Origin of the sequence: Ochrobactrum sp. BTU1 (assembly GCA_018798825.1) — a bacterium.
Classification (GTDB): Bacteria; Pseudomonadota; Alphaproteobacteria; order Rhizobiales; family Rhizobiaceae; genus Brucella.
The window spans coordinates 369,702-395,459 of the sequence record CP076354.1 but is presented as its reverse complement, the minus strand read 5'-3'; the positions used below and the strand labels follow the sequence as shown (position 1 = coordinate 395,459).

The window sequence follows — 25,758 nt, the reverse complement described above, 5'->3', positions numbered from 1 at the left end:
GCGATGGATTACAATACCCTACGCACTTTCGCCGATAGCTGGGGCCTGCTTGCCATGGCTCTCTTCTTTGTCTTCGTCATTCTTTTTGCCTTCCGTCCGGGAAGCAAAAAGAAGGCTGATGAAGCGAAAGAAATTCCATTCAAGGACGAGAAAAATGACTGACAAACAGATTGATGAAGTCAGTGGCGTTGAGACCACCGGCCATGAATGGGACGGTATCAAGGAACTTGACAATCCAATGCCACGCTGGTGGCTGTGGACTTTCTACGCAACGATTGTCTGGGCTCTTGCCTATGTGATCGCCTATCCGGCATGGCCGCTGATTTCCAACTCAACGGCTGGCTTGATCGGTTGGTCGAGTCGCGGTGATTTCTGGAAGGAAAACGCAGAGATTGCTGCCGGTCGTCAGGGTATCATCGACCAGATCAAGGCCAAGGATGTGCATGAGATTCTGGCCGATGAAAACCTGCGCCAATATGCGATTGCAGGCGGTGCCGCAGCGTTCCGCGTCAATTGCGTACAGTGCCATGGCTCTGGTGCGCAGGGAGCGCCCGGTTATCCGAACCTGAACGATGACGATTGGCTGTGGGGTGGCTCGGTTGACGACATTCTGACGACCATTCGTCATGGGGTTCGCTCGCCCGACGACAGTGAAACCCGTGTTTCCGAGATGCCTGCCTTTGCAGATGTTCTCGAACCACAGCAGGTGCGTGAAGTGGCAGCCTATGTGGTCAGCCTTTCCGGTACACCCCATGATCCCGCTATGATCCCAGAAGGCCAGAAGGTCTTCAGCGAAAACTGTGCGGTCTGTCATGGCGGTGATGCCAAGGGTATGCGCGAGTTCGGCGCGCCAAACCTCACCGACGCGATCTGGTTCTATGGTTCTGGTGAAGACGCCATTGCCCGCCAGGTCTCTCATCCAAAGCATGGCGTAATGCCTGCCTGGGAAGCGCGCCTTGGTGATGCGACGGTTAAACAGCTCGCAATCTTCGTCCACTCGCTTGGTGGTGGCGAATAACACACAAGCACACCCCGAAAAGTCGGAACCGGTTTTCGGGATGTGCGTGAATAAAAGTAACTGGCCCCGCTTAGACGGAAAAGCAGGGCCAGCCGAACTGGAAATGCATCAGAACGGACGGCGAATAACCACCCCGCTCTCAATCATTGCAAGCGTGATATGACCGGCAAGCCAGCTTCTGTCTGTCCGGCACCATGCTTCAGGAGCAAGGCAAATGTCAGATGATGTCGAACGGATAGACGTTCAGGCAGTCAATTCCCCCAAGATCCGCCAGTCGCTTTATGCGGCGCGGGTGAAAATATTTCCGAAGCGCGTTCAGGGTCAGTTCCGGCGCTTCAAGTGGCTCGTCATGCTCATCACATTGGGGATCTACTATCTGACGCCTTGGTTGCGCTGGGATCGCGGGCCTTATGCGCCGGATCAGGCGGTCTTGATCGACCTTGCCAATCGCCGTTTCTATTTCTTCTTCATCGAAATCTGGCCACAGGAATTCTACTACGTGGCGGGCCTGCTTATCATGGCGGGCCTTGGTCTGTTTCTTGTAACCTCTGTCGCGGGTCGCGCATGGTGCGGCTATACCTGCCCGCAGACCGTCTGGGTTGATCTCTATCTGGTTGTCGAGCGCGCCATCGAAGGCGACCGCAATGCACGCATGAAGCTCGACAAGGCCCCATGGAGCTTCGACAAGGTTTGGAAGCGCGTGACCAAACATGCGGTCTGGCTGCTGATCGGCGTTCTGACGGGTGGTGCGTGGATCTTCTATTTTGCCGATGCGCCAACGCTGCTGATGGATTTTGTGACTGGCCATGCCGCGCCCGTCGCCTATATGACCGTCGCGATCCTGACCGCTACGACTTATATTTTCGGCGGTCTGATGCGCGAACAGGTCTGCACCTATATGTGCCCCTGGCCACGTATTCAGGCAGCAATGCTCGATGAGAATTCGCTCACCGTCACCTATAATGACTGGCGCGGCGAACCGCGTTCACGCCATTCCAAAAAGGCAATTGCCGCGGGCGAAACCGTGGGCGATTGCGTGGATTGCAACGCCTGCGTTGCCGCCTGCCCGATGGGTATCGATATTCGCGACGGGCAGCAGCTCGAATGCATCACCTGTGCGCTTTGCATCGATGCCTGCGACAGCGTGATGGACAAGGTTGGCAAGGAACGCGGCCTCATCTCCTATGCGACGCTTGCCGATTACAATTTCAATATGGCGCTTGCCACCAATGATGGCACTGCAACAATTGACCCTGCCCGCGTCTACAAAGCACCGAATACGTTCTCGGATAAGGTTCAGGAGCTTTCCTGGAAGAAAGTGCTGCGCCCGCGCAGTATTTTCTACTTCATCGTCTGGGCGCTGATCGGCCTGACGCTGGTGATCTCGCTTTCCATGCGTCAGCGGATCGGCATCAATGTGCTGCACGACCGGACGCCGCAATATGTGTTGTTGTCCGATGGTTCGATCCGTAACGGTTATACGGTCAAGCTGCTTAACATGATCCCGGTTCCGCGTACTTTCCGGCTTTCGATCGAAGGTTTGCCGGGGGCGGAAATTACGGTTCAGGACGAGACACCCGATGCCGATGGCAATTACGATATTCCGGTCGAACCGGATCGCCTGAAAACTCTGCGCGTTTTCGTGACCATGCCGCATAGCGCAATCACCGAGAACCGCAAGGATTACGAAATCGAAGTGCGTGATGCGGACGGCGCAGAACACGCGCGCTACAAAGCAACCTTCATGGCTCCGGAGGGCAGATAATGTCAGTGAAAACGAAGACTTCAGGCGCATTCACCGGATGGCACATGCTGGGCATCATGGTTGCATTCTTCGGCGTCATTATCGCCGTCAACGTCACGATGGCTTACAAGGCCGTCAGCAGCTGGAGCGGACTTGTTGTCAAGAACACCTATGTCGCAAGTCAGGAGTTCAACGACAAAGCCGAGACCGGCAAAGAACAGGCGGCGCTTCAATGGCAGTCACAGCCGACCTTCGCAGAAGGTGTATTTACATGGCGCCTGACCGACCGTGAAGGCAAGGCCGTTACTTTGACCGGCGGCACCGTCGACTTCAAACGACCGGTTGGCGACGTGCATGACACCAAAGTCTCGCTCACTGTTGCGGAAGAAGGTGTTCTGACAGCACCGCTTGAGCTTGGCGAAGGCGCGTGGATCATGGAAGTCAATGCTGATGCCAGTAAAGATTACGGCCTCGACGACCCTTATCGCCACATCATCCGTGTTCTGGTGAAGGACGGGAGGATCTTATGAGTTGCTGCGTAGAAAATGCACAGATCGCCACCGTCATTCAGGCCATTTCGCCAGATGAAATGCAGGTCGCAAGTCGTGCGCTCGGTGACGGCCAGCGCCAGCTTGATCTCTCGGTTCCCGGTGTTCATTGTGGGCTTTGCATCAAGACAATCGAAGATGCGCTCGGCAAAATCAGCGGTGTTGCCTATGTCCGCGTCAACCTGACAGCACGTCGCGTTACCATCCGCTGGAAGGATGGAGAGACACCGCCTGATGTTGTCGATCCGCTGCGCCGTCTCGGTTATGAAGCGCATATTTTCGATATGGTGCAGGACAAAGATCCGACCTTCACGCGGCTGTTGATCGCGCTTGGTGTTGCAGCCTTTGCGTCGAGCAATGTGATGCTGTTGTCGGTTGCGGTCTGGTCGGGTGCGGATGCTGCTACCCGCGATATGTTTCACTGGATTTCCGGCCTGATCGCACTGCCGACCCTGATTTACTCGGGCCGGATTTTCTATGTTTCAGCCTGGAATGCGCTTCGCACCCGTCGCGTGAACATGGATGTGCCGATTGCACTCGCCATTTCGCTTGCCTTCGGCATGAGCGTTTATGAGACGATGAACCATGGCCAGCACGCCTATTTCGACGCTTCTGTCTCGCTGTTGTTCTTCCTGCTGATTGGCCGCACGCTCGATTATCTGATGCGCGCACGCGCACGCTCCGCCGTGCGTGGTTTGGCACAATTAAGCCCGCGTGGTGCCGTGGTGATCGGCGACAATGACGAGCGCAACTATCTGCCGGTCAATGAAATCCGTCCCGGAATGCGGATCATCCTTGCCGCAGGCGAACGTGTGCCTGTGGACGCAAAAGTCGAAGACGGTCGTTCAGAGCTTGATTGCGCGATTGCATCAGGCGAAAGCGATGCGGTTCCAGTCGGTCCCGGCTCGGATATTCGTGCGGGAACCATGAACCTCTCCGCCCCGCTCGTCATTCGCGCAACCGCTGAAGCCAAGGATTCGTTTCTTGCTGAAATGGTGCGTCTGATGGACGTTGCCGAAGGCGGTCGCGCTTTTTATCGCCGTCTCGCTGACCGGGCATCCGAACTCTATGTGCCGATGGTGCATACGATTGCCTTTGCGGCCTTTGTCGGTTGGATGATCTATACCGGCGGCGACTGGTATCGCTCGATCTATATTGCGATCTGCACGCTCATCATCACCTGCCCCTGTGCATTGGCGCTTGCGGTGCCAATCGTTCAGGTGGTGGCAGCCCGTCGCCTGTTTGAAAACGGCATCATGATCAAGGACGGCTCTGCCATGGAACGCATGGCCGAAATCGACACGGCCGTATTCGACAAGACAGGCACGCTGACACTTGGTCAGCCCCGCCTGATCGATCTTGATGCGATAAACCCGAACAATCTCGAGATCGCGTCCGAACTTTCGCTTTATTCGCGCCATCCGCTTTCGCGGGCGCTTGCGCTGTTTTCAGGCGCAAAGCCAATGACTGCCTTCACCCGAATTGAGGAAATTCCGGGCGCTGGCATTGAAGCCGAGCTGAACGGCACGATCTATCGGCTTGGCAAGCGCGAATGGGCGGACAGCGATGCGAATGCGGCTGCTTCCGATGGTCCTGAAACCTGCCTCTCCATCGATGGCAAGCTGGTTCAAACTTTCCGCTTTGAAGATCAGCCGCGCGAAGATGCAGCGAGCGCCATCGGTGCGCTGAAACGCAATGGCTTGAAGCTGGAAATCATTTCCGGCGATAAACAGCCCGCCGTGCAAAAGCTTGCCGGTTATCTTGGTGTCGATACTTATCGCGGCGAAGTTCTGCCTGCAGACAAGTCACAGCTTGTGCAGGAACTGACCAGCAATGGTCGTAAAGTACTGATGGTCGGCGACGGCTTGAACGATGCGCCTGCCCTTGTTGCGGCCCATGTTTCCATGGCGCCGGCAACCGCTGCCGATATTGGCCGTAACGCTGCCGATTTCGTATTCCTGCGCGAAAGCCTCGCTGCCGTGCCGCTGGCTTTTGCCGTGTCAAAAGAAGCAGGCCGGTTAATCAGCCAGAACTTTGCGCTTTCCATCGGCTATAATATCATTGCGGTGCCGATTGCGATTTTTGGTTATGTGACACCATTGGTGGCTGCACTTTCGATGTCGCTATCCTCTATTGTGGTTGTCAGCAACGCCATGCGGCTAAGGGCAGGAAAACAAAAACAGCAGGCGCAAACCACTGTCGCACCTGCTGTTGTTCTCAAGGAAGCGCACAAATGAGCGGACTGCTTTTCCTGATTCCTATTGCGCTTGGCCTGGGTGTTCTAGGCCTCGCAGGCTTTCTATGGTCGCTGAAAAATGGTCAGTATGACGACCTCGACGGCGCCGCCAACCGCATTCTGATCGATGACGACCGCTTTCCCGCAAAGAAGGATGAATCGTTATAACAGAATCGCGATTGCGGATTATGAGTCGTTATAACTTAACACCCCTTCCCCTTTGCTTGAGCGCTAGCCCGTTATCAAAATAGCTCTGAGATCGTTGACATTGGTGCCGGTTGGCCCCGGCATGAACAGATCGCCGATTGCATCAAATGCGCTCCATGCATCATTGGCGTTAAGCCGCGCCGCGCCATCTTCACCAGCCTTTTGCAGCCGCGAAACGGTCGTGCCATCTGCAAACGCGCCTGCATTGTCTTCCGAACCATCGATGCCATCCGTATCAGCCGCCAGTGCGTAAATATTTGCATAGCCATCAATATCAAGCGCAAAGGACAGCAGAAACTCGCTGTTGCGGCCACCCTTGCCGCCTTTGGCGCGGATGGTCACAGTAGTCTCGCCACCGGAAAGCAGCACAATCGGTTTTTTGAACGGGCGATCACGATCCGCCACTTCACGCGCGATCGCTGCATGAACATGCGCTACTTCGCGTGCTTCACCTTCCATTGAATCGGACAGGATTACCGCCTCGACCCCATGACGCTCGGCTTCTTTGACGGCTGCTTCCAGCGAAACAGCAGCGGACGCAATCACCCGCACTTCGTTATCGGCAAAGATCTTGTCGTCGGGCTTCGGTGCATGAGCCTTCTCGCTTTTGATATGCGCGAGCACGGCATCGGGAAGTTCAAGCTTGTAACGTTCGATAATTTTCAGCGCGTCATCGCGAGACGTTGCATCAGGCACGGTCGGACCGGAAGCGACAAAGGCAGGATTGTCGCCGGGAATATCGGAAACCACCAGCGAGAAGACTTTTGCCGGATGTGCGTGCGCTGCCAGCCTCCCGCCTTTAATGGTCGACAGATGTTTTCGCACCGCATTCATGGCCGAAATTGGCGCACCAGAAGCAAGCAAAGCTTTGTTGACCGCAATTTCGTCGGCGAGCGTCAGACCTTCAGGCGGCGATGGCAGCAAAGCAGAACCACCACCAGAAATAAGCGCCACAACAAGATCATCTTCGGTGAGGTTGGACACAGCATCGAACAGCCGTTTTGAGGCCGCAAGCCCGGCATCATCCGGAACCGGGTGCGATGCTTCAATGATCTCGATAGTTTTGCAAGGTGCGCCATAGCCATAGCGCGTGACGACAATGCCTTCGATTGGTGCGTCCTCGCCCTCATGCCGCTCTGCCCATGCGCGTTCGAAAGCGGCTGCCATCTGTGCCGACCCTTTGCCTGCACCAATCACAATCGTCCGGCCCTTGGGCTTGGCAGGCAGATTGGCGCGGATAACCAGTTCGGGATCAGCAGCCGCAACCGCTGCATCGAACAGACTGGTCAGAAACTTCTTCGGATCGGTGATAGCAGTCATGAGATTCCCGACATTGATTATTGTTTTTAGAGCGCATCCCGAAAAGTGTGAAACGGTTTTCGGATAAGATGCGCGTAAGAAAGCGATAAGCAGCACTATTTCGTGCTGCGCATATAAAAGCAATGGAGCCGGCCATCTCCCTCCAGATAACCAGCTCCACCCTCTCCCCTCCAGAGAAATCAAACTTGGGGACTAGGCAACATCATGGTTCGCCATGCGCTCCAGCGCGCGCACCAGTCCCGAATGATCGAGACCATCATCGCCATGTGCTGCACAGGAATTGAACAATTCCTGAGCGGTTGCGGTGTTAGGAAGCGAAACGCCGAGAGCCTTTGCGCCCTGCAATGCAAGGTTCAAATCCTTCTGGTGCAGCGAAATTCGGAAACCCGGATCGAATGTGCGCTTGATCATGCGTTCGCCATGCACCTCCAGAATGCGCGATGACGCGAACCCACCCATCAGTGCCTCTCGCACCTTGGCTGGATCAGCCCCCGCTTTGGACGCGAAGACCAGCGCTTCGGCTACGGCTTCAATATTCAGCGCGACAATAATCTGATTGGCGACCTTGGTTGTCTGGCCGTCGCCGCAATCACCAACAAGCGTGATGTTTTTGCCCATGAGTTTCAACAGTGGCAGCGCCTTGTCAAAAGCATCCTGCGCACCGCCTGCCATGATGGAAAGGCTGGCATTCTTCGCGCCAACCTCGCCGCCCGATACTGGCGCATCGATATATTCGGCACCGGTTGCGCGGACTTTCTTTGCAAACTCCTTGGTTTCAATCGGCGAAATCGAACTCATATCGATCAGCGTCTTGCCTTTGCCCAAACCTTCGGCAACGCCATTTTCGCTAAACAGAACGTCCGCTACCTGTGGCGTATCCGGCAACATGAGAATGATTGTCTCGCATTCGGCTGCGACTGCCTTTGGCGTTTCAAGAACGCTCAGCCCTGCATCGAGCAAATCCTTGTGCGGCGGTTGTGTGTGCTTTGAAGTAAAGAGCTGATGGCCTGCATTTTGCAAATGCTGCGCCATTGGCTTGCCCATGATGCCAAGCCCGATAAAACCTATATTTGTCATAACCGTTCCCCCTATGCGGTAAGCCGTTCGGCTTCATCCTGTTTGAACCAGCCAAGTCCTTCCTCGGTGGTTGTCTTTGGCTTATATTCGCAACCGATCCAGCCCTTGTAGCCAGCATTTTTCAACGCTTCGAACACATATGGATAGTTGATTTCGCCGGTGCCCGGTTCGTTGCGGCCCGGATTATCGGCTAGCTGAACGTGGGCAATCAGCGGCTTGTAGCGTTCATAAGTGGCAATCAGTTCGCCACGCGTGCGCTGCTGGTGATAAAGATCATATTGAATGAACAGATTGTTGCTGCCCACCTCATCGATGATCGACACCGCCTGTTCGACCGTATTGAGATAAAAGCCCGGAATATCATAGTGATTGATCGGCTCGATCAGCAGGCGAATGCCGTGCTTGCCAAGTTCCTTTGCAGCAAGCCTGAGATTGCTGACGAAGGTTGCGCGTAACACATCCGGGTCAACGCCTTGAGGGGCAATGCCTGCAAGGCAATTGACCTGCGAACAGTTAAGCGCTGTCGCATAGTCAATCGCGTCGGCGACGCCGCGGCGGAATTCATCGATACGATCCGGCAGAACCGCGATACCGCGCTCGCCCCCACCCCAGTTGCCCGCAGGCAGATTGTGCAACACCTGTGCCAGATTGTGCTTGGCGAGTGCGGCTTTCAGCTCATGGCGATTGAAGTCATAGGGGAAGAGATATTCCACCCCTGTGAAACCGGCTTTGGCGGCCAGAGCGAAGCGATCCATAAACGGCACTTCGTTGAAAAGCATGGTGAGATTGGCTGCAAATCTTGGCATTTCCGCCTCCTCTATTTTTCTACGCAATTGCAAACGGAAAACCGCTTCACAGTTTTCCTGCAATTGCTCATTTTTAATCCAGCAGCATGGCAATCGCCGTTGGCGCATCTTCGCCACGCTCGGCCAGTTCTTCGAACTCGACCACCTGATCGATATCGGCGCCCATGGAAATATTGGTGACACGCTCAAGGATGAACTCGAGAACGACCGGCACCTGATGCTCTTCCATCAGCGCCTTTGCCTGTTCGAACCCTTCCGCGAACTGGTTCGGGCTTCGAACGCGGATCGCCTTACAGCCGAGGCCTTCGGCAACCGCTACATGATCGACGCCGTAACCCTTTTCCGCATCACCCGATGCATTGATGTTATCGAAGGCAAGACTGACCTCGAAATCCATATTAAAGCCGCGCTGCGCCTGACGGATCAGGCCGAGATAGGAATTGTTCACGACGACATGAATGTAAGGCAGCTTGTGCTGTGCGCCGACCGCCAGTTCCTCAATCATGAACTGGAAATCATAATCGCCGGATAGTGCAACAATCGGACGATCAGGGTCGGCCGCGCGAACCCCGAGTGCTGCTGGCAATGTCCAGCCCAAGGGGCCTGCCTGACCACAATTGATCCAGTTGCGTGGGCGATAAACATGCAGGAACTGCGCGCCGGCAATCTGGCTCAGACCAATGGTCGTGACATAACAAGTGTCGCGGCCAAATGCCTTGTTCATTTCCTCATAAACACGCTGCGGCTTTAGTGGCGTCTGATCGAAATGCGTCTTGCGCAACATGGTTTTCTTGCGCTCACCACATTCCTGCGCCCAGCCTGACCAGTCACGCAGTTTGCCTGCGGACTTCCATTCGGTGGCGACATCCAGCAGCAGTTTCAGGGCTTTGCCAGCATCCGAAACAATCCCGAAATCCGGTGCGAAAACGCGGCCGATCTGGGTTGGTTCGATATCGACATGGATAAATTTGCGATCCTTTTTATAGGTATCGACATTGCCGGTATGACGGTTTGCCCAGCGGTTTCCGATGCCGATCACCATGTCGGAGGCCAGTAGCGTTGCATTGCCATAACGATGCGAGGTTTGAAGGCCGCACATGCCCGCCATCAGGCGGTGGTCATCAGGGATGACGCCCCAGCCCATCAGGGTCGGGATAACCGGAATGCCGGTGATTTCAGCAAATTCAACCAGAAGATCGGAAGCATCGGCGTTGATGATGCCGCCGCCTGCAACGATTAACGGATGTTCCGCGTCGTTCAACATCGCGATGGCCTTTTCGGCCTGTGCGCGGGTGGCTGAGGGCTTATATGCTTCCATCGGCTGATAGGTATCGATGTCAAACTCGATTTCGGCGAGCTGGACATCGATCGGCAGATCGATCAGCACCGGGCCGGGACGACCCGACTTCATGATATGAAAAGCCTTCTGGAAAACAAAAGGCACCAGTGCTGGCTCCATAACCGTGACCGCCCATTTGGTAACGGGGGCCGCGATCTTGGCAATATCGACTGCCTGAAAATCCTCTTTGTCGAGACGCGCGCGGGGGGCTTGGCCTGTAACGCAGAGGATTGGAATTGAATCGGCAGAGGCCGAATAAAGGCCGGTAATCATGTCTGTACCAGCCGGGCCGGACGTTCCGATGCACAGGCCTATATTGCCATGCTTTGCGCGGGTGTAGCCTTCCGCCATGTGCGAAGCGCCTTCAACGTGTCGCGCAAGAATGTGACGGATGGAACCCCGTGCCTTCATGGCCGAATAAAATGGGTTGATCGCAGCGCCCGGCACACCGAATGCGCAATTGATCCCTTCTTTTTCCAGCACAAGTACGGCTGCATCGACTGCACGCATTCTGGCCATGTTAATCTCCTCCAGCGGAAAGCTAATCCATAATTAAAAGTTATTCTATAAAAATGGAAATTCATACCATTATATGGAAATAAAGATTTTCAACGGAATGGAGATAATCGCCGCGCACTTCCCGAGATTACGATCATGGGGTAGTGATGAAAGAACAGGGAATCGGAGGCGGCATATGGAACAGGCAAAAGCAAAGCGTGGCCGCAAGGCAGCGGAGAATGCCGTGCCCTCATCCGTTCAGGTTTTAGATCGCAGTCTCAGGCTTCTGGCGCTCATTGCCGAGAATGACGGCTCGACATTAACCGACCTCGCCGATGCCAGTGGCATGGCTCCTTCGACCGTTCATCGGCTTCTCTCATCGCTCGCCAATCACGGCATGGTTTCGCATGATGTGGAAACCGGTGACTGGACCATTGGCGTCAAGGCTTTCGAGATTGGCAACGCTTTTCGCCGCTTCCGAAAGCTCGGCACGCTGGCGCGGCCTTATCTTAAATCATTGATGGAAACGAGCGGCGAAACCGCGAATATCGGCATTGAGGACGGCGGTGACGTCGTGTTCATTTCGCAGATTGAAAGCCATGCGCCGATGCGCGCCTTCTTCCGCCCGGGTCGTCGCGGTCCAATCCACGCCTCGGGTATCGGCAAGGCAGTTTTGTCCACATGGTCGGACACGGAAATCGCGCGCACGCTCTCTGGCAGAACGCTTGAACATTTCACGCAGCGCACACTCGACACCTTACCGGCATTGCTGAAAGACATTCAGGCAACCCGCACGCGCGGCTGGTCGATTGACGACGAAGAACATACGCTCGGCATGTGCTGCATCGCGGCGCCCATTTTCAACGAATATGGCGAAGCGATTGCTGGCATTTCTGTCTCCGGACCTGCGGTGCGCCTGCCCCGACAAAAGCTTGACGAACTCGGTCCACTGATCCGCTCGACAGCCGATGAGCTGACCCGCACCATGGGTGGCAAGCGACCGGAAGAGTTGTAAAAGCAGAAGAACCCGCAGCAGATTTCTCCGCCGCGGGCCCTCCCTCTCCCTCCTCCTGAGATTCTTTAAGAAAGCTCAGCCTTCAACGGCTTGCCTGCCACATAGGTTTCGACAATCGCGCGATCATCGCCAACCGTTTGCAACAGGAATAACTCCTGCTCGAGCGTGGCGCCTGCGGCCATGCGCAGCCGCATCGGCGATGTGGCAGCTGAATCCAGCACCACAATATCGGCTTCTGTGCCCTCGTCGAGCGTGCCGATCTTGTCTTCCATCGACAGCGCGCGGGCGTTGCCGAGTGTCATCATGTAGAATGACTGGAAAGGGTTGAGGCGGCTTCCACGCAATTGCAGTACCTTGTAGCCCTCATCCATCGTGCGCAGCATCGAGAAGCTGGTGCCGCCGCCGACATCAGTGGCAACAGACATACGTACGCCCGATGCTTTAAGGCGATCACGGTCGAACAGGCCAGAACCCAGAAACAGGTTTGAGGTCGGGCAGAAGACGGCAATCGAGCCGGTCTCTGCCATCACCTTCACTTCGCGCTCTTCTAGATGGATGGAATGGCCAAGCAAGGTCTTGCTACCCAACAAACCATAATGCTCATAAATGCCGAGATAATCAGGCGCATCCGGGTAAAGCGATTTTGTGAACTCAATCTCTTCGTGATTTTCCGAAAGATGTGTCTGGATGAAGCATTCAGGATGCTCGCGTGCCAGAACCTGACTGGCTTCCAGCTGCTCAGGCGTTGATGTGATCGCAAAACGCGGCGTGATCACATAATCAAGTCGATCTTTGCCATGCCAGCGGGCGATCAGCTGCTTGCTATCATCATATCCCGATTGAGCTGTATCACAGAGTGCTGGCGGCGCATTGCGATCCATCATCACCTTACCGCCAAGCATACGCATATTGCGATGCTGCGACGCGCGGAAATAGGCATCGACGCTCTGCGGGTGTACCGAGCAATAAGCGACGGCGGTGGTAGTGCCATGGCGGATCAATTCGTCCAGAAAGCGCTCAGCGATAAATTCCGCGTGCTGCTCATCGGCGAATTTCTGCTCTGCCACGAATGTATAGGTGTTGAGCCATTCAAGGAGATTGGCCGCATAGGACGCGACAACCTGCGTCTGCGGATAATGGATGTGAGTATCGATGAAACCCGGCAGAATAAGATGCGGGCGATGGTCGGCAACTTGCACGTCATGGCCTGCTTCAGCGCTGACATCGGCATAGTCGCCCAGGCGCGCAATGCGGCCATTTTCGACAAGCACGGCACCGTCTTCGATATATCGATAGGATTGAGCATCATCCAGACTCTGCGGTTCTTCACGAAAAGTCAGCACGCGGCCACGGATGAGAAGTTTGGTCATTGTTATTTTGCTCCAGAAGTCGCGGATTCATACCAGGAAGCGAGCAGCTTGCGCTCCTCATTACTTACCCCGGTGACGTTGGCAGGCGGCATGGCATGGGAACGTCCAGCCTGCAAATAGATTTCGCGCGCATGGGCCGCGATATCTTTATCTGTTTCAAGAACCACACCTTTTGGCGGCACGATGATGCCTTCCCAACCTGGCTCTTTGGCGTGGCACATCGCACAACGTCCCAGAACAGTATCCCGCACTTTTTCAAAGTGCGGGTCCGAGATGAAAGTCTGCTGTAGCGATGAAACCTTTTGTTCTTCCGGCTCTCCGGTCAGAATTTTCGGCACGGTCGACAGCCACATGATGATAATGAACAGGATAACCGTCACCAGCCATGTCCAGGTCGGGCTACCCTTGCGAGCGTGCTGGGTGTTGAACCAGTGGCGGATCGTGACACCCATCAGGAACACCAGCGATGCGATGATCCAGTTGAATTCGGTTCCGAAGGCCAGCGGATAGTGGTTCGACAGCATCAAGAACAGAACCGGCAGCGTCAGATAGTTGTTATGCGTCGAGCGCTGCTTGGCGATCTTGCCGTATTTCGGATCTGGCTTGCGACCGGCAATCAGATCGGCCACCACGATTTTCTGGTTCGGAATGATGACCATGAACACGTTGGCAGACATGATTGTCGCGGTAAAAGCTCCCAGATGCAGGAAAGCTGCACGACCCGTAAACAGATGCGTATAGCCCCAGGCCATCACCACCAGAATGCAGTAGAGAATGACCATCAGAAGCGTATCGCTCTTGCCGAGCATCAGCTTGCAGATGGTGTTATAGGCGATCCAGCCAAACGCCAGCGAAGCGATCGAAATAGCGATTGCCGTCGGCGCCGATACATCGAGCACATTCGGATCAACCAGATAGAGATCGGCGCCCGCATAATAGACGATGCAGAGCAAAGTGAAGCCCGACAGCCATGTGGCGTAGGATTCCCATTTGAACCATGTCAGATGCTCTGGCATCTCGGCGGGGGCAACCAGATATTTCTGGATATGATAGAAGCCACCACCATGGACCTGCCATTCTTCGCCATAAGCGCCGACGGGCAAGCCCGGACGCTGGCGAAGTCCTAAGTCCAGCGCGATGAAATAGAAAGACGAGCCGATCCACGCAATCGCGGTGATGACGTGTAGCCACCGCACTGCGAAGCCCAGCCAGTCCCAGGCCACGGCAAGATCATACATCCGGTACTCCCATTCTCAGAGCGCGTCGCGTCCAGAAGGACGCATAAAGGACACTCTGTCTTGTTTTGTTGCCGCATCATGTTTTCCAAAAATCCATTATTGATTTTTGGCCCAATGCGGCGGCCCCATTGTTCGTTACTTTATTATGTGCCAAAGCTTTGCACCAATGGGAACGTCACAACACGACCATCACTTTCAAAAAAATCTAGACAATCGTGGAGGGGACGCATGTCTTATCTTGATAATCTGCGCGTTTTTGTGCGCGTTGTCGAATTGGGGAATTTGTCAGCAGCAGGCCGTGACCAGCGCGCTTCGCCAGCTGTTGCAAGTAATCGAATCAAGGAGTTGGAGAAGCATCTTGGTGTGCGTCTCTTCAACAGAACGACACGCAAACTGACGCCAACCGAGCATGGCCGCATATTTTATGATGGTGCTTTAAAGATCCTCGAAGCAGTGGATGAAGCCGAAGCAGCCGTCGCCGAACTTGCCAAGAATCCCAAAGGTTCGATTCGCATTACAGCACCTCTGGGACTGGGTCGGAGGCTTATCGCATCGGGAATTCCGGAGTTTCACGACAAATATCCGGACATCGAAGTGCGCCTGCGACTATCTGACCATGAGATCGATATCATGAGCGAAAGCGTTGATGTTGCTTTCAAATTAGGCGTTCTGGAAAATTCCAACTTGCGGATGCGCGGTATTCTTAACTGCGAACGTGTGATCTGTGCTGCACCTGAATATCTGGAAAAGCATGGCACGCCACAGTCGCCGGAAGAGCTTTTGGGCGACAAATATGATTGCCTTCTGCTGCGGTTTCCCGGCTCCAAAGAGTTTTACTGGTCGCTGCAAACGCCGGAAGGTCTGCGTAAGTTCGAAGTCACTGGTCCTTATGACTCCGATGATGGCGACGTATTGACGCAATGGGCGCTTGGTGGACGCGGAATCATCAACAAACCGCTGTTTGAGGTGAAGGAATATATCCGCGATGGGAGGCTCGTGCCAATTCTTGAGAGCACACCGCCAGCGTCGATCCAGCTTGCTGCGATCTATCCGCACAAGCGATTTCAGGACCCGAAGGTCCGCCTGATTATCGATTTCATGACGGAACGCTGCCAGCGCTTGATCCGCGAAGCACTGGCTTAAAGCGCCGTGCGCCCTTTTGGGCGCACAAAGGTCGCTCTACTCTTTGCTTTTATCGCATTATCCAACACACAACCGCTTCGCACTTTTGCTGGAAATACTGTAAATAACGCCCGCCTGATCAATTGAATTAGGCGGGCTGTAAAACTTTACTGGAAACGAGCACAGCGGTTAAAACTTCTGCCGCAGCCAATGCGGCAATGACTTCCGGGCGCTTGTCTTTCACGACTGAGCCACCAACCGGACAGACGAGATTTTCAAATAAATCATCGCTACCGATTTCGCGTTTCAACCAATTTTTGAAAGTGGCTTTTTTGGACTTCGAGCCGATCATGCCGATATAGAGAGCATCGTCGCGCTGTAAAGCCTCTGCCACGATCAGGAAATCAAGCGCATGGTCATGGGTCAGCACGATGAAGGCGCTGCCGGGCGGTGCCGAGCGCACTACCTGTTCAGGCATAGCAGCAAGACAGGTTTCGACGCCTGGAGCATCCACTGCCATAAGCTCCGCTTCACGCGTATCCACCAGAATAACCCGTACAGGTGTCAGCGATAGCGAATAGGCCAAAGCATCGCCCACATGGCCAGCACCAAAAACATAGATATGCGGGCGGGTGGCGATTTCGGCATCAACTTTGGCAACAAGGTCCTCAGCCAATCCTCGGTTAACCCGCCGGAAGCTTAAGCCCACGCGGCCACCGCAGCATTGGCCAATTTCCGGGCCAAGTGGGACATCCATCGGGGAATCTCTACCGCCAGCCAGGATTTTGCGGGCATGGTCAATCGCCATATATTCGAGCTGGCCACCGCCGATAGTGCGGAAAATCATGTCTCGTGCGACAAGCATCCAGGCACCTGCATCGCGCGGTGCAGAACCTTTCACATCAGTGACTTCGATCAGAACACTGTCGGGCCGTTTATTGAGAAACGCCCTTATGTCGTCCCGCCTGCCCAGCATCGCATCAGCCTTTCTGACTTCGTAACCGCTCGATAGCCATCAGCACGCGCTCGGGCGTTGCTGGCGCATCAAGGCGCGGACTGATTTTGTGATCGGCAACACTGGCAACCGCGTCCGACAGCGCATAAAGCACAGACATGCCATGCGGCAGCGGCGGTTCACCTACGGCCTTGGAGCGGTGGATCGTTGGCTCGTAAGCTTCAGACCAGTCGGTCAGCGCCACATTGAAAATCTTCGGACGATCTGATGCAAGCGGGATCTTGTAGGTTGACGGTGCATGTGTACGCAGTCGGCCTTTGTCGTCCCAGACAAGCTCTTCCGTAGTCAGCCAGCCCATGCCCTGCACGAAGCCGCCTTCAATCTGGCCAAGATCGATGACGCGGTTGAGCGACCGCCCGGTATCATGAAGAATATCGGTGCGTTCCACCACATATTCACCGGTCAGCGTATCAACGGAAACTTCCGAGCAAGCCGCGCCATAGGCGTAATAATAGAAGGCGTGGCCTTTACCCTTGGCGCGATCCCAGTGGATTTTCGGTGTCTTGTAATGACCCGATGCTGAAAGTTGCACGCGCCCGATATAGGCCTGCTTCACCAGATCGTTGAAGCTGATCTCCTGATTGCCCACCCGAATACGGTTCGGGAGAAACACGACTTGATCTTCCGGCACCTGATATTGCTGGGCTGCAAAATGAAGAAGGCGCTTCTTGATCTGACGCGCCGCATCCTGTGCGGCCATACCATTCAAATCAGCACCGGACGATGCCGCCGTAGGCGCTGTGTTTGGCACTTTCGCGGTCGTTGTTGCGGTAATCTTTACCCGATCAAGATCAATCTGAAACTCTTCGGCCACAACCTGCGCCACTTTCAGATGAAGCCCCTGCCCCATCTCCGTGCCGCCATGGTTCATATGCACCGAGCCGTCATTATAGACATGCACCAGCGCGCCAGCCTGATTGGATTCCGTCTTGGTGAAAGAGATGCCGAATTTCACTGGCGTCAGTGACATGCCGCGTTTGACATAGCGGCTTTTGGCGTTGAATTCACGGATTGCCTCGCGGCGCTTCGCGTAATCAGCGCTTTCCTCAAGTTCGGAAACGATACGCTGGATGATGCAATCTTCCACCTTTTGGTGATAGGGCGTGACATTGCGCGTGCCACCTTCGGTGCCCATGGCATCGTAGAAATTGAGCTTGCGAATTTCGAGCGGGTCTTTGCCAACAGCAAAAGCCACTTCCTCAATCACGCGCTCGGCCCCCACCATGCCCTGCGGACCGCCGAAACCACGAAATGCCGTGTTGGAAACGGTATTGGTATAAAGCGGCGCCGACTGCGCATGAACGGCAGGGAAGAAATAGGCATTGTCGCAATGAAACAGCGCGCGGTCGCCCACCGGACCGGACAGGTCGGCAGAGAAACCCGCATTCAGCGCGAACATATAATCGACACCGAGGATATTGCCCTCATCGTCGAAACCGACTTCATAATCGATCATGAAATCATGCCGCTTGCCGGTTGAGGTCATATCCTCATCACGATCAAGACGAACTTTAACGGCGCGCTTGTGCTTCTTGGCTGCGATAGCAGCAATCGCTGCCCATTGATTGGCCTGTGTTTCCTTACCACCGAAACCGCCACCCATACGGCGCACTTCAACCGTCACCGAATGGCTCGGCACACCCAGCGCATGGGCGACCAGATGCTGGGTTTCGCTTGGGCCTTGTGTGGAGCAATAGATGGTCACATCGTCATCTTCGCCAGGGATTGCGAGCGAGGCCTGCCCTTCAAGGTAGAAGTGATCCTGCCCACCGACTTTCATACGCGCTTTGACCTTGCGCGGTGCGTCATCAATGGCTTTGCGAGCATCACCACGATTGAGCGTCAGCGGGGTAAAAACCAGCTTGTCCTTGTAACCATCGAGACCGGAAATCGAGAACAGGCCCGGCATTTCTTCATATTCGACCTTGGCAAGACGGGCTGCGCGGCGCGCCTGATCACGCGTGCGGGCAACAACCGCAAAAATCGGCTGACCGTGGAACTGAACATTATCAACCGCGAAGATCGGATCGTCGTGCATCCCCGATGGCGAGACGTCGTTTTCGCCCGGTACATCTTTATAAGTCAGCACATCAACGACACCGGGAGCAGCGCGCACGGCAGACAGGTCCGTAGCATTGATCTTGGCATGGGCGACCGTCGAGAAGCCGACGCCGATATGCAGCGTGCCTTCAGGTTCCGGAATATCGTCGATATAGACCGCTTCGCCTGTCACATGCTTGTGCGCTGAATCATGACGCTGATCGGTAGCGACGCCACCTTTAATGCGGGCGGCTTTGATTGCGTTTGCAGGATGCTTGTTCATGTCACCCTCCTTATGCAGCTTCAACGTTTGGCTTACGCAAAGGTTCGCTCTCACCTTGCGTTTCAGCATAGAAGCGGCGGAGCAAATTCTTCGCAACCAGCAAACGATAATCGGCTGTCGCGCGCATATCGCTTAGAGGCTGATAGTCGAGACCATAGGCTTCGAGTGCGGCTTCAACGTTTTCCTCATTCCATAGTTTACCCGTCAGCGCTGCTTCCACATTGGATGCCCGCTTGGGCGTTGCAGCCATACCGCCATAGGCAATACGGATGGATGCGACTTTGCCTTGCATATCAAGCGTCAGATGGAAGGCACCGAGCGTTGCTGTGATATCCTCTTCAAACCGTTTGGAAATCTTGTGAATGGCAAACTGACTGCCTTCAAGCGGCACTGGCACATGCACGGCTTCCACAAACTCGCCGTGCTGACGATCCTGCTTGCCATAGGCGATGAAGAACTCTTGCAGAGGAATGGTGCGGCGTTCTGTTCCCTTGCGGAGCGTGAGCTTTGCATCAAGCGCGATCAATGGCGGCGGCGTGTCGCCAATCGGCGAACCATTGGCGATGTTGCCGCCGATGGTGCCCATATTGCGTACTTGTTCACCACCAATGCGGTTGATGAGGCTTCCCAGCGCTGGAATACGCTTTGCCAAAAACGAAAAGGCTTCCGTATAGGTGACGCCTGCACCAATGGTGATGACGCCATCTTCTTCGCTCATTGTGCGCAGTTCATTGAGATGCCCAATAAAGATCACCGGCGAAATATCGCGCATCATCTTGGTAACCCAAAGGCCGACATCAGTTGAACCGGCAACGATTGTTGCCTTGGCTTCGGCTGCATAAACAGTGGCAAAATCATCAATATCGGCAGGCACGACCAGACGATCTTTACCACTACCCACTTCAACCCGCGCGCCATCACGCAATTCCGTCAACTGGCTAATGACATGCGCACGTTCAACAGCAAGCGGATCGTCCATCAAAGTGCCGTAGTCAGAAATCACACGCGCTGCACGCATGATCGCTTCGTAGCCGGTGCAACGGCAAAGATTGCCTTGCAGCGCCTTTTCAATGTGAGCATCCGCAGGCTTTGGATTGCGCATCCACAGACCATAAAGCGACATGACGAAGCCCGGCGTGCAGAAGCCGCATTGCGAGCCGTGAAAATCGATCATCGCCTTCTGCACCGGATGCAAACCACCGTCGCAGCCGCGCAAATGCTCGATGGTGACGACATGACAACTGTCCAGCGAGCCCACGAAGCGGATGCAGGCATTCACGCTTTCATAGACGAGTTCGTCACCAACGATCTTGCCGACCAGCACCGTGCAAGCACCACAATCGCCCTCGCCGCAGCCTTCCTTGCTGCCGCGCAGTTTGCAGGAAAGACGCAGATAATCGAGCAAGGTTTCTGTCGGCGAAACGCGGTCGAGCTCAACTGTCTCGCCGTTCAGCAGAAAGCGGATATTATGTCTGACTGCTTGACCCATATCGCTCAGCTCCCGCGATAGGTTGAATAGGAAAATGGCGAAACCAGAAGCGGCACATGATAATGCGCCTTTTCGTCGGAAACACCAAAGCGTAGCGGCACCACATCCAGAAACGGGATCGCATCATCGCTTTTGCCGAAATATTCGCCGACATGGAAAAGCAGCTCATATGAACCAGAATGTAGCGCATCGCCCGCAAGCAGCGGCGCATCACAGCGACCATCAGCATTGGTGCGGATTTCGCGCAGAATCTCTGCCTGCTGATTCTCGATGCGGCGTAATTCGATGCGCAGATTTGCGGCTGGTTTACCACTGACCGTATCAAGGACATGCGTCGTTAACCGGCCCTGACCGCTTGCTTGGCTTCCCATTTGTACTCCTGCCGCCTGCACGATTCTTCCGGCATCACCGTTAGAACCATTGCAAGCACTTGTTTTTATGTGGTTTATTTCGCGCGACATTCAAGCCATTGCGAACCACACTTGTTCCCGATTGTGAGTATTTACCTAAGTCCTGTCTTGGGAAAGATGATAATCGTTGGATGTCTTTCAAAATTTTGAGGGGGAATGGTCCGCGTAAATCTTTATTATCATAGGCAAAACAGACAAAAACCGAGGGAATTCCATATGAGTTATCCGCGCAATCTGGTTGGCTATGGCCGCAACACTCCAGACCCACAATGGCCGGGTGGGGCCAATATAGCGGTGCAGTTTGTCGTCAATTATGAGGAAGGCGGCGAAAGCTGCATCCTCGATGGCGATCCGGCGTCCGAATGCCTGCTTTCGGAAATCGTCGGCGCGCAGGCATGGAACGGCCAGCGCAACCTCAATATGGAGTCCATTTACGAATATGGCGCCCGCTCAGGCTTCTGGCGTTTGTGGCGCGCGTTTACGCGACGCAACATGCCAGTGACTGTCTATGGCGTGACCCTTGCCATGGAGCGCAATCCCGAGGCCATCAGCGCCATGAAGGAAGCCGACTGGGAAATTGCCAGCCACGGCCTGCGCTGGTGGGAATATAAGGATGTACCCGAAGAGATAGAACGCGAACATATTCGCGAAGCGGTACGTCTGCACACGGAGATTACCGGCTCTCGCCCACTCGGTATTTATCAGGGCAAGCCGTCGGATAACACGCTGAAGCTGGTGATGGAGGAAGGCGGTTTCCTCTATTCAGCCGATTCCTATGCCGATGAACTGCCTTATTGGGTTAAGGGGCCAAAGGGTCCGCATCTGATCGTGCCTTATACGCTCGACACCAATGACATGCGCTTTGCCACGCCACAGGGCTTTAACTCCGGCGATCAGTTCTACACCTATCTCAAAGACACGTTCGACGTGCTTTATCGCGAGGGTGCAGAAGGCGCGCCAAAGATGATGTCGATTGGCCTGCATTGCCGTCTGGTCGGGCGTCCAGGTCGTGTGGCAGCACTTGAACGCTTCCTTGATTACGTACAGAGCCATGACAAGGTGTGGGTTGCCAAGCGCGTCGATATTGCGCGTCACTGGCACGAACATCACAAACCGAAACAAATCGATGTTGTGCCATCCAAGGCCAGCAAGGCGGATTTTGTTGCACGCTATGGCGGGATTTTCGAGCACTCGCCATGGATTGCCGAACGCGCCTACGACACCGGCCTGACGGAACTGGCCGATTCTGCATCCGGTCTTCATACGGTTCTGGTCCGGGCATTCCGCGCTGCATCAGACGATGAAAAGCTCGGTGTGTTGCGTGCCCATCCCGATCTTGCAGGAAAGCTTGCGGCGGCCAAACGCCTTACACCAGAATCCACATCTGAGCAGGCATCTGCCGGTCTTGATGCTCTGACGGATGATGAACGCAAGACATTCACCGAACTCAACGACGCCTATACCAATAAGTTCGGCTTCCCGTTCATCATCGCGGTCAAGGGCCGCAACCGCCATGAGATTCTCGATGCTTTCAAACGGCGCGTCGAAAACAGCAAGCAGGCGGAGCTGGAAACAGCATCCGAACAGGTCGAGCGCATCGCGCTGCTGCGGCTCAAAGATATTCTTCCCGAAACACTGTATTGATCAGAGGCAACAATGAGCCGTAATTATTACGCACCGACCGGTGGCCTGCCGCCACAGACGCAAATTCTGACTGATCGCGCGATGTTCACCGAAGCCTATGCGGTTATTCCAAAAGGCACATTCAGCGATATCGTCACAAGTTTCCTGCCCTTCTGGGACAAGACACGGCTATGGATCATCGCTCGCCCACTATCAGGTTTTGCCGAGACTTTCTCGCAATATATTATGGAAGTGCAGCCCGGCGGCGGTAGTGACCGCACAGAGCTTGATGACGGCGCACAGGGTGTGTTGTTCGTTGTCGAAGGCGAAATCACCGTCACGCTTTCAGGCAAAGACCATGTGCTGACCGAAGGCGGCTATGCCTATCTGCCGCCAAAGAGCGGCTGGACGCTTCGCAACAATTCAAGCGCCGTCGCGCGCTTCCATTGGGTGCGCAAGGCTTATGAAAAGGTCGAGGGCCTTGACGTGCCGGAGCCGCTTTTCCTCAACGAGAAGACCATTGCACCAACGCCGATGCCTGACACCAATGGAGCATGGGCGACAACGCGCTTTGTCGATCCAAACGATCTGCGCCACGACATGCATGTGACAGTCGTGACATTCGAGCCGGGCGGCGTCATTCCCTTTGCCGAAACCCATGTCATGGAACACGGGCTTTATGTGCTGGAAGGCAAAGCCGTCTATCGCCTCAATCAAGATTGGGTGGAAGTAGAAGCGGGCGATTTCATGTGGCTGCGCGCCTTCTGCCCGCAGGCTTGCTATGCTGGCGGGCCAGGCAAATTCCGCTATCTGCTTTACAAGGACGTCAATCGTCATATGAAGCTGTCGCGATAACAGCGCAAATAAAAGCGGCGGGCCTAACATTATAGTTAAGCCCGCCGCAGCCATTTTCCGACTGGAGATCAGAATTTAAAACAGCGCAGTCCTTCTACGCTATCCAATGGCATCTCGTGATGTAGTTGATCGAATATTAAATTCAAAATTACATGTATTTTTTCATAGATATATGAAAACGGATAAGTATTAATGTATTAATTCAAAAATAAGTATGGCCGCCACAATATGTGGCGGCCATGCTTTGTATTAGAACGAGCGCTGGAAGCGAACCATACCCTGCCAAGCATCCTTGCCTTTCAGGTAAGACTTGTCATCCTGCCACTTGGTGTAGGAAACTTCTGGTGTAACAGTAAAGCCAGGAACCAGCTCGTAGGCAACATTTGCGGTTGCTGCAAATGTGCTGCTGCCATCATATGCAGCCTGCGCATTGAGGGTTGCCTGTTCGGTTGCCTTGAAGGATGCACCGCCCCAAACGGCCCAATCACCACCCCAAGTACCGTAGAAGCTGCTGATCGCACGAACCTGTCCGAGAACATTGCCCGAACCATCTGTTACGTTCATGTACTGGTCCTTGTTGGACTTATATCCGCCCATAGCCCAGATCGAGAACTGATCGGTGATGTTTAAATCAGCGCGAACCTTGCCAGCCCATTCTTCATTGCGGGCGTCATAAGCTGCGACTGCAGCAATCTTACCCCAACCCTGCTCATACTTCAGGCCGCCAACGACATGAGGCGTATAATCCTTGATGGCGCCGTTATAACCATACTTGCCATCGGTATCGACGTTGTTGCCCTGTTCAAGCGAAAGAATTGCCGAGAAGCCGTTACCAGCATTGAATGTGTAGCTGATCAAACCTGTGCGATAGCCACCTGCAAGGATGACGTCGTCGTTGATGACATTGCCGAGATAGCCCGGAAAGGTGACGAATGCAGATTCGTCGAGACCTACGCGGAGACCTCCAAGCTCGATATAGCCGTAACGCAGTTCACCGGACGTACCGGGCGTGCCATTACCCCAATCATATCGCGTTTCAGCATAGGTCTTGAGAGTGCCGAGCTCGGTTTCAGAAGCAGTCGAAAGGCGCAGCGTGAAGCGAGCTTTATTATCCCAGGTCTTACGCTCGTAGTCTTTGCCACCAATCGCAGCACCGTCACGATCTGTAAATCCGCGACCGTAAACATCATCACCGCCGGTCAGATCATAGCGGACATAACCAGATACGCGCAGGCAAGTCTCAGTTCCCGGGATGTAGAAGTAGCCTGCTCCATAAGCATCGCATACGCGTACATATTCTACGTGTTCTGGCTCGGGAGCCACAACGGCATCAGCTGCATTCGCAGCAGCAGTTCCCACCGCGATAGTTGCCACTGACCCGAGAAGAAGTCCCTTAATAGTCATTTTGAAAATGCCTCCAACAAATCTAAGTTAATTAATGCAAATGACTGATAGAATAGAAAACTCAACAATCTCAATTGCAACTTTTACAATTTCAAAATTATCGAATATTGTGTGTTAATTTAAACACTATTTAGAATTACATTGAAATATAGCAATTTTTATCAAAAATATTACACCCTATATGTTGCTACATACGACTCGGTGCCTATAAATTAATGGCATTGATTTTAAAATATTGAGATTCACCAATTACATTGATGCTCACACCGTATTCATAAAAAACCATCACTCCCGATGAATTAAGTATTCACCAGTATATATTAATTAATGTTTTTAGATAATTCATATTTCATAATTTACTTATATTTATTATTCTGCAAATATATTTCTATTGTAAAAGAATTAACGTCATGTACACTGGCATCGGAAAGGTTTGATTTCGAGTTAAAACCTTTTAAAAAATGCCCATTAACAGAGAATCTATTTATGAAAATCTATCGCCAAATCGGTCTCACAATAGGCTTTGCCGTAATCTCGAGCCTTCCCGCTATTGCTGCACCTCTCCCTGGTGGGGCCAGCACTTTGCAGGAAACCTATGAGGATTGGACAGTTTCCTGCCAGTCTGCAAAAGACAACACAGTTTGCGCCGTCCGCCAGGATCAAAGCAGTACGCAGACCGGTCAGCGCGTCCTGACGGTCGAGTTGCGCAATGTGAACGGCGGCAAAGTCGAAGGTGTCATTCTGATGCCATTTGGCCTTGATCTCGCAAAAGGTTCCACTCTCAAGATCGACGAAGTTGATGGCCCGCATTTGACTTTTTCAACGTGCTTGCCGCAGGGCTGTCTGGCGCCAGTTAGTTTTGATGCCAAGCAGGTCGCCTCGCTCAAGGCTGGCACAAATTTGAACGTCAGCGCGACTGCACTCAGCCCAAGCCAGGCTGTCGCTTTCAAAATTTCATTGAAAGGCTATGGTGCAGCGCTCGACCGTATTATTGCACTTACGAAATAATAGGGGGCATTTGATTTTAGCGGATACATAACGATATCCGCAGCATCAAAGATCACGCCGTACGGCTTCCACCGTACGGTTTTTTTGCACCCT

General features: G+C 54.0%; 22 protein-coding genes. 11 read left to right on the top strand and 11 right to left on the bottom strand.

Going from position 1 to position 25,758, the window contains the following annotated elements:
- The first annotated feature begins 3 nt into the window (after positions 1-3).
- The 6 genes from KMS41_01790 to ccoS all read left to right on the top strand — a co-directional run bounded on the left by KMS41_01790 (position 4) and on the right by ccoS (position 5,714).
- Positions 4-162 carry a CcoQ/FixQ family Cbb3-type cytochrome c oxidase assembly chaperone gene (locus tag KMS41_01790; protein ID QWK78005.1) on the top strand — a complete coding sequence of 53 codons (159 nt, stop codon included), beginning with the start codon at positions 4-6 and terminating at the stop codon, positions 160-162.
- Entirely contained in the window at positions 155-1,018 is an 864-nt protein-coding gene (gene ccoP, locus KMS41_01785) for a cytochrome-c oxidase, cbb3-type subunit III (protein QWK78004.1), read from the top strand. The genes KMS41_01790 and ccoP overlap by 8 nt, the downstream gene beginning before the upstream one ends.
- 214 nt (positions 1,019-1,232) lie before the next feature.
- Complete coding sequence (gene ccoG, locus KMS41_01780) at positions 1,233-2,783, top strand: cytochrome c oxidase accessory protein CcoG (GenBank protein ID QWK78003.1); 1,551 nt, start codon at positions 1,233-1,235, stop codon at positions 2,781-2,783.
- Complete coding sequence (locus KMS41_01775; protein ID QWK78002.1) at positions 2,783-3,292, top strand: FixH family protein; 510 nt, start codon at positions 2,783-2,785, stop codon at positions 3,290-3,292. The genes ccoG and KMS41_01775 overlap by 1 nt, the downstream gene beginning before the upstream one ends.
- Positions 3,289-5,547 (top strand): cadmium-translocating P-type ATPase, encoded by a 2,259-nt coding sequence (gene cadA, locus KMS41_01770; protein ID QWK78001.1) that lies wholly within the window; start codon positions 3,289-3,291, stop codon positions 5,545-5,547. Before KMS41_01775 ends, cadA begins: the two co-directional genes overlap by 4 nt.
- Entirely contained in the window at positions 5,544-5,714 is a 171-nt protein-coding gene (gene ccoS / locus KMS41_01765; protein ID QWK78000.1) for a cbb3-type cytochrome oxidase assembly protein CcoS, read from the top strand. The genes cadA and ccoS overlap by 4 nt, the downstream gene beginning before the upstream one ends.
- 63 nt (positions 5,715-5,777) lie before the next feature.
- Here the strand turns inward: ccoS and KMS41_01760 are convergent, their stop codons facing one another.
- The 4 genes from KMS41_01760 to gcl form a co-directional block, all read right to left on the bottom strand.
- Complete coding sequence (locus KMS41_01760; GenBank protein ID QWK77999.1) at positions 5,778-7,073, bottom strand: glycerate kinase; 1,296 nt, start codon at positions 7,071-7,073, stop codon at positions 5,778-5,780.
- A 192-nt stretch (positions 7,074-7,265) separates the two neighbouring features.
- Entirely contained in the window at positions 7,266-8,150 is an 885-nt protein-coding gene (locus KMS41_01755; protein QWK77998.1) for a 2-hydroxy-3-oxopropionate reductase, read from the bottom strand.
- Between the two features lie 11 nt (positions 8,151-8,161).
- Positions 8,162-8,956 (bottom strand): hydroxypyruvate isomerase, encoded by a 795-nt coding sequence (gene hyi / locus KMS41_01750; protein ID QWK77997.1) that lies wholly within the window; start codon positions 8,954-8,956, stop codon positions 8,162-8,164.
- Positions 8,957-9,029: 73 nt separating this feature from the next.
- A complete protein-coding gene (gene gcl, locus KMS41_01745) occupies positions 9,030-10,814 on the bottom strand; it encodes a glyoxylate carboligase (GenBank protein QWK77996.1) in 1,785 nt (594 codons plus the stop codon).
- A gap of 175 nt (positions 10,815-10,989) precedes the next feature.
- Here gcl and KMS41_01740 point away from each other — a divergent pair, with 175 nt between their 5' ends.
- The gene (locus tag KMS41_01740) at positions 10,990-11,808 is read left to right on the top strand and encodes an IclR family transcriptional regulator (GenBank protein ID QWK77995.1); all 819 of its coding nucleotides are present in this window, start codon (positions 10,990-10,992) and stop codon (positions 11,806-11,808) included.
- A 65-nt stretch (positions 11,809-11,873) separates the two neighbouring features.
- Here the strand turns inward: KMS41_01740 and guaD are convergent, their stop codons facing one another.
- Together guaD and KMS41_01730 are read right to left on the bottom strand one after the other, a co-directional pair.
- Positions 11,874-13,178, bottom strand: a complete 1,305-nt coding sequence (guaD, locus tag KMS41_01735) for a guanine deaminase (protein ID QWK77994.1) — start codon at positions 13,176-13,178, stop codon at positions 11,874-11,876.
- A 2-nt stretch (positions 13,179-13,180) separates the two neighbouring features.
- On the bottom strand, positions 13,181-14,416 hold the full coding sequence (locus tag KMS41_01730; protein QWK77993.1) for a urate hydroxylase PuuD: 1,236 nt from the start codon (positions 14,414-14,416) through the stop codon (positions 13,181-13,183).
- 228 nt (positions 14,417-14,644) lie between these two features.
- On the opposite strand from KMS41_01730, the gene KMS41_01725 reads away from it, so the two are divergent.
- Positions 14,645-15,559, top strand: coding sequence for a LysR family transcriptional regulator (locus KMS41_01725; GenBank protein QWK77992.1), 915 nt, complete (start codon positions 14,645-14,647; stop codon positions 15,557-15,559).
- Positions 15,560-15,686: 127 nt separating this feature from the next.
- On the opposite strand, the gene xdhC is transcribed toward KMS41_01725, so the two are convergent.
- From xdhC to uraH, 4 genes are read right to left on the bottom strand one after another with little or no spacing between them, the layout of a single operon-like run.
- The gene (gene xdhC, locus KMS41_01720) at positions 15,687-16,514 is read right to left on the bottom strand and encodes a xanthine dehydrogenase accessory protein XdhC (protein QWK77991.1); all 828 of its coding nucleotides are present in this window, start codon (positions 16,512-16,514) and stop codon (positions 15,687-15,689) included.
- Positions 16,515-16,518: 4 nt separating this feature from the next.
- Positions 16,519-18,876, bottom strand: coding sequence for a xanthine dehydrogenase molybdopterin binding subunit (gene xdhB, locus KMS41_01715; protein QWK77990.1), 2,358 nt, complete (start codon positions 18,874-18,876; stop codon positions 16,519-16,521).
- Positions 18,877-18,886: 10 nt separating this feature from the next.
- The gene (gene xdhA, locus KMS41_01710) at positions 18,887-20,365 is read right to left on the bottom strand and encodes a xanthine dehydrogenase small subunit (GenBank protein ID QWK77989.1); all 1,479 of its coding nucleotides are present in this window, start codon (positions 20,363-20,365) and stop codon (positions 18,887-18,889) included.
- 5 nt (positions 20,366-20,370) lie between these two features.
- Positions 20,371-20,736 carry a hydroxyisourate hydrolase gene (gene uraH, locus KMS41_01705; GenBank protein ID QWK77988.1) on the bottom strand — a complete coding sequence of 122 codons (366 nt, stop codon included), beginning with the start codon at positions 20,734-20,736 and terminating at the stop codon, positions 20,371-20,373.
- Between the two features lie 255 nt (positions 20,737-20,991).
- Between uraH and puuE the strand changes: the two genes are divergently transcribed.
- Together puuE and KMS41_01695 are read left to right on the top strand one after the other, a co-directional pair.
- Positions 20,992-22,419 (top strand): allantoinase PuuE, encoded by a 1,428-nt coding sequence (puuE, locus tag KMS41_01700; protein QWK77987.1) that lies wholly within the window; start codon positions 20,992-20,994, stop codon positions 22,417-22,419.
- Positions 22,420-22,431: 12 nt separating this feature from the next.
- The gene (locus tag KMS41_01695) at positions 22,432-23,253 is read left to right on the top strand and encodes a (S)-ureidoglycine aminohydrolase (protein QWK77986.1); all 822 of its coding nucleotides are present in this window, start codon (positions 22,432-22,434) and stop codon (positions 23,251-23,253) included.
- Between the two features lie 249 nt (positions 23,254-23,502).
- On the opposite strand, the gene KMS41_01690 is transcribed toward KMS41_01695, so the two are convergent.
- Positions 23,503-24,657, bottom strand: coding sequence for a porin (locus tag KMS41_01690; GenBank protein QWK77985.1), 1,155 nt, complete (start codon positions 24,655-24,657; stop codon positions 23,503-23,505).
- A 486-nt stretch (positions 24,658-25,143) separates the two neighbouring features.
- Between KMS41_01690 and KMS41_01685 the strand changes: the two genes are divergently transcribed.
- Positions 25,144-25,665: an invasion associated locus B family protein gene (locus KMS41_01685; protein QWK77984.1), complete on the top strand. Its 522-nt coding sequence runs from the start codon at positions 25,144-25,146 to the stop codon at positions 25,663-25,665.
- The last annotated feature ends 93 nt before the right edge of the window (positions 25,666-25,758 follow it).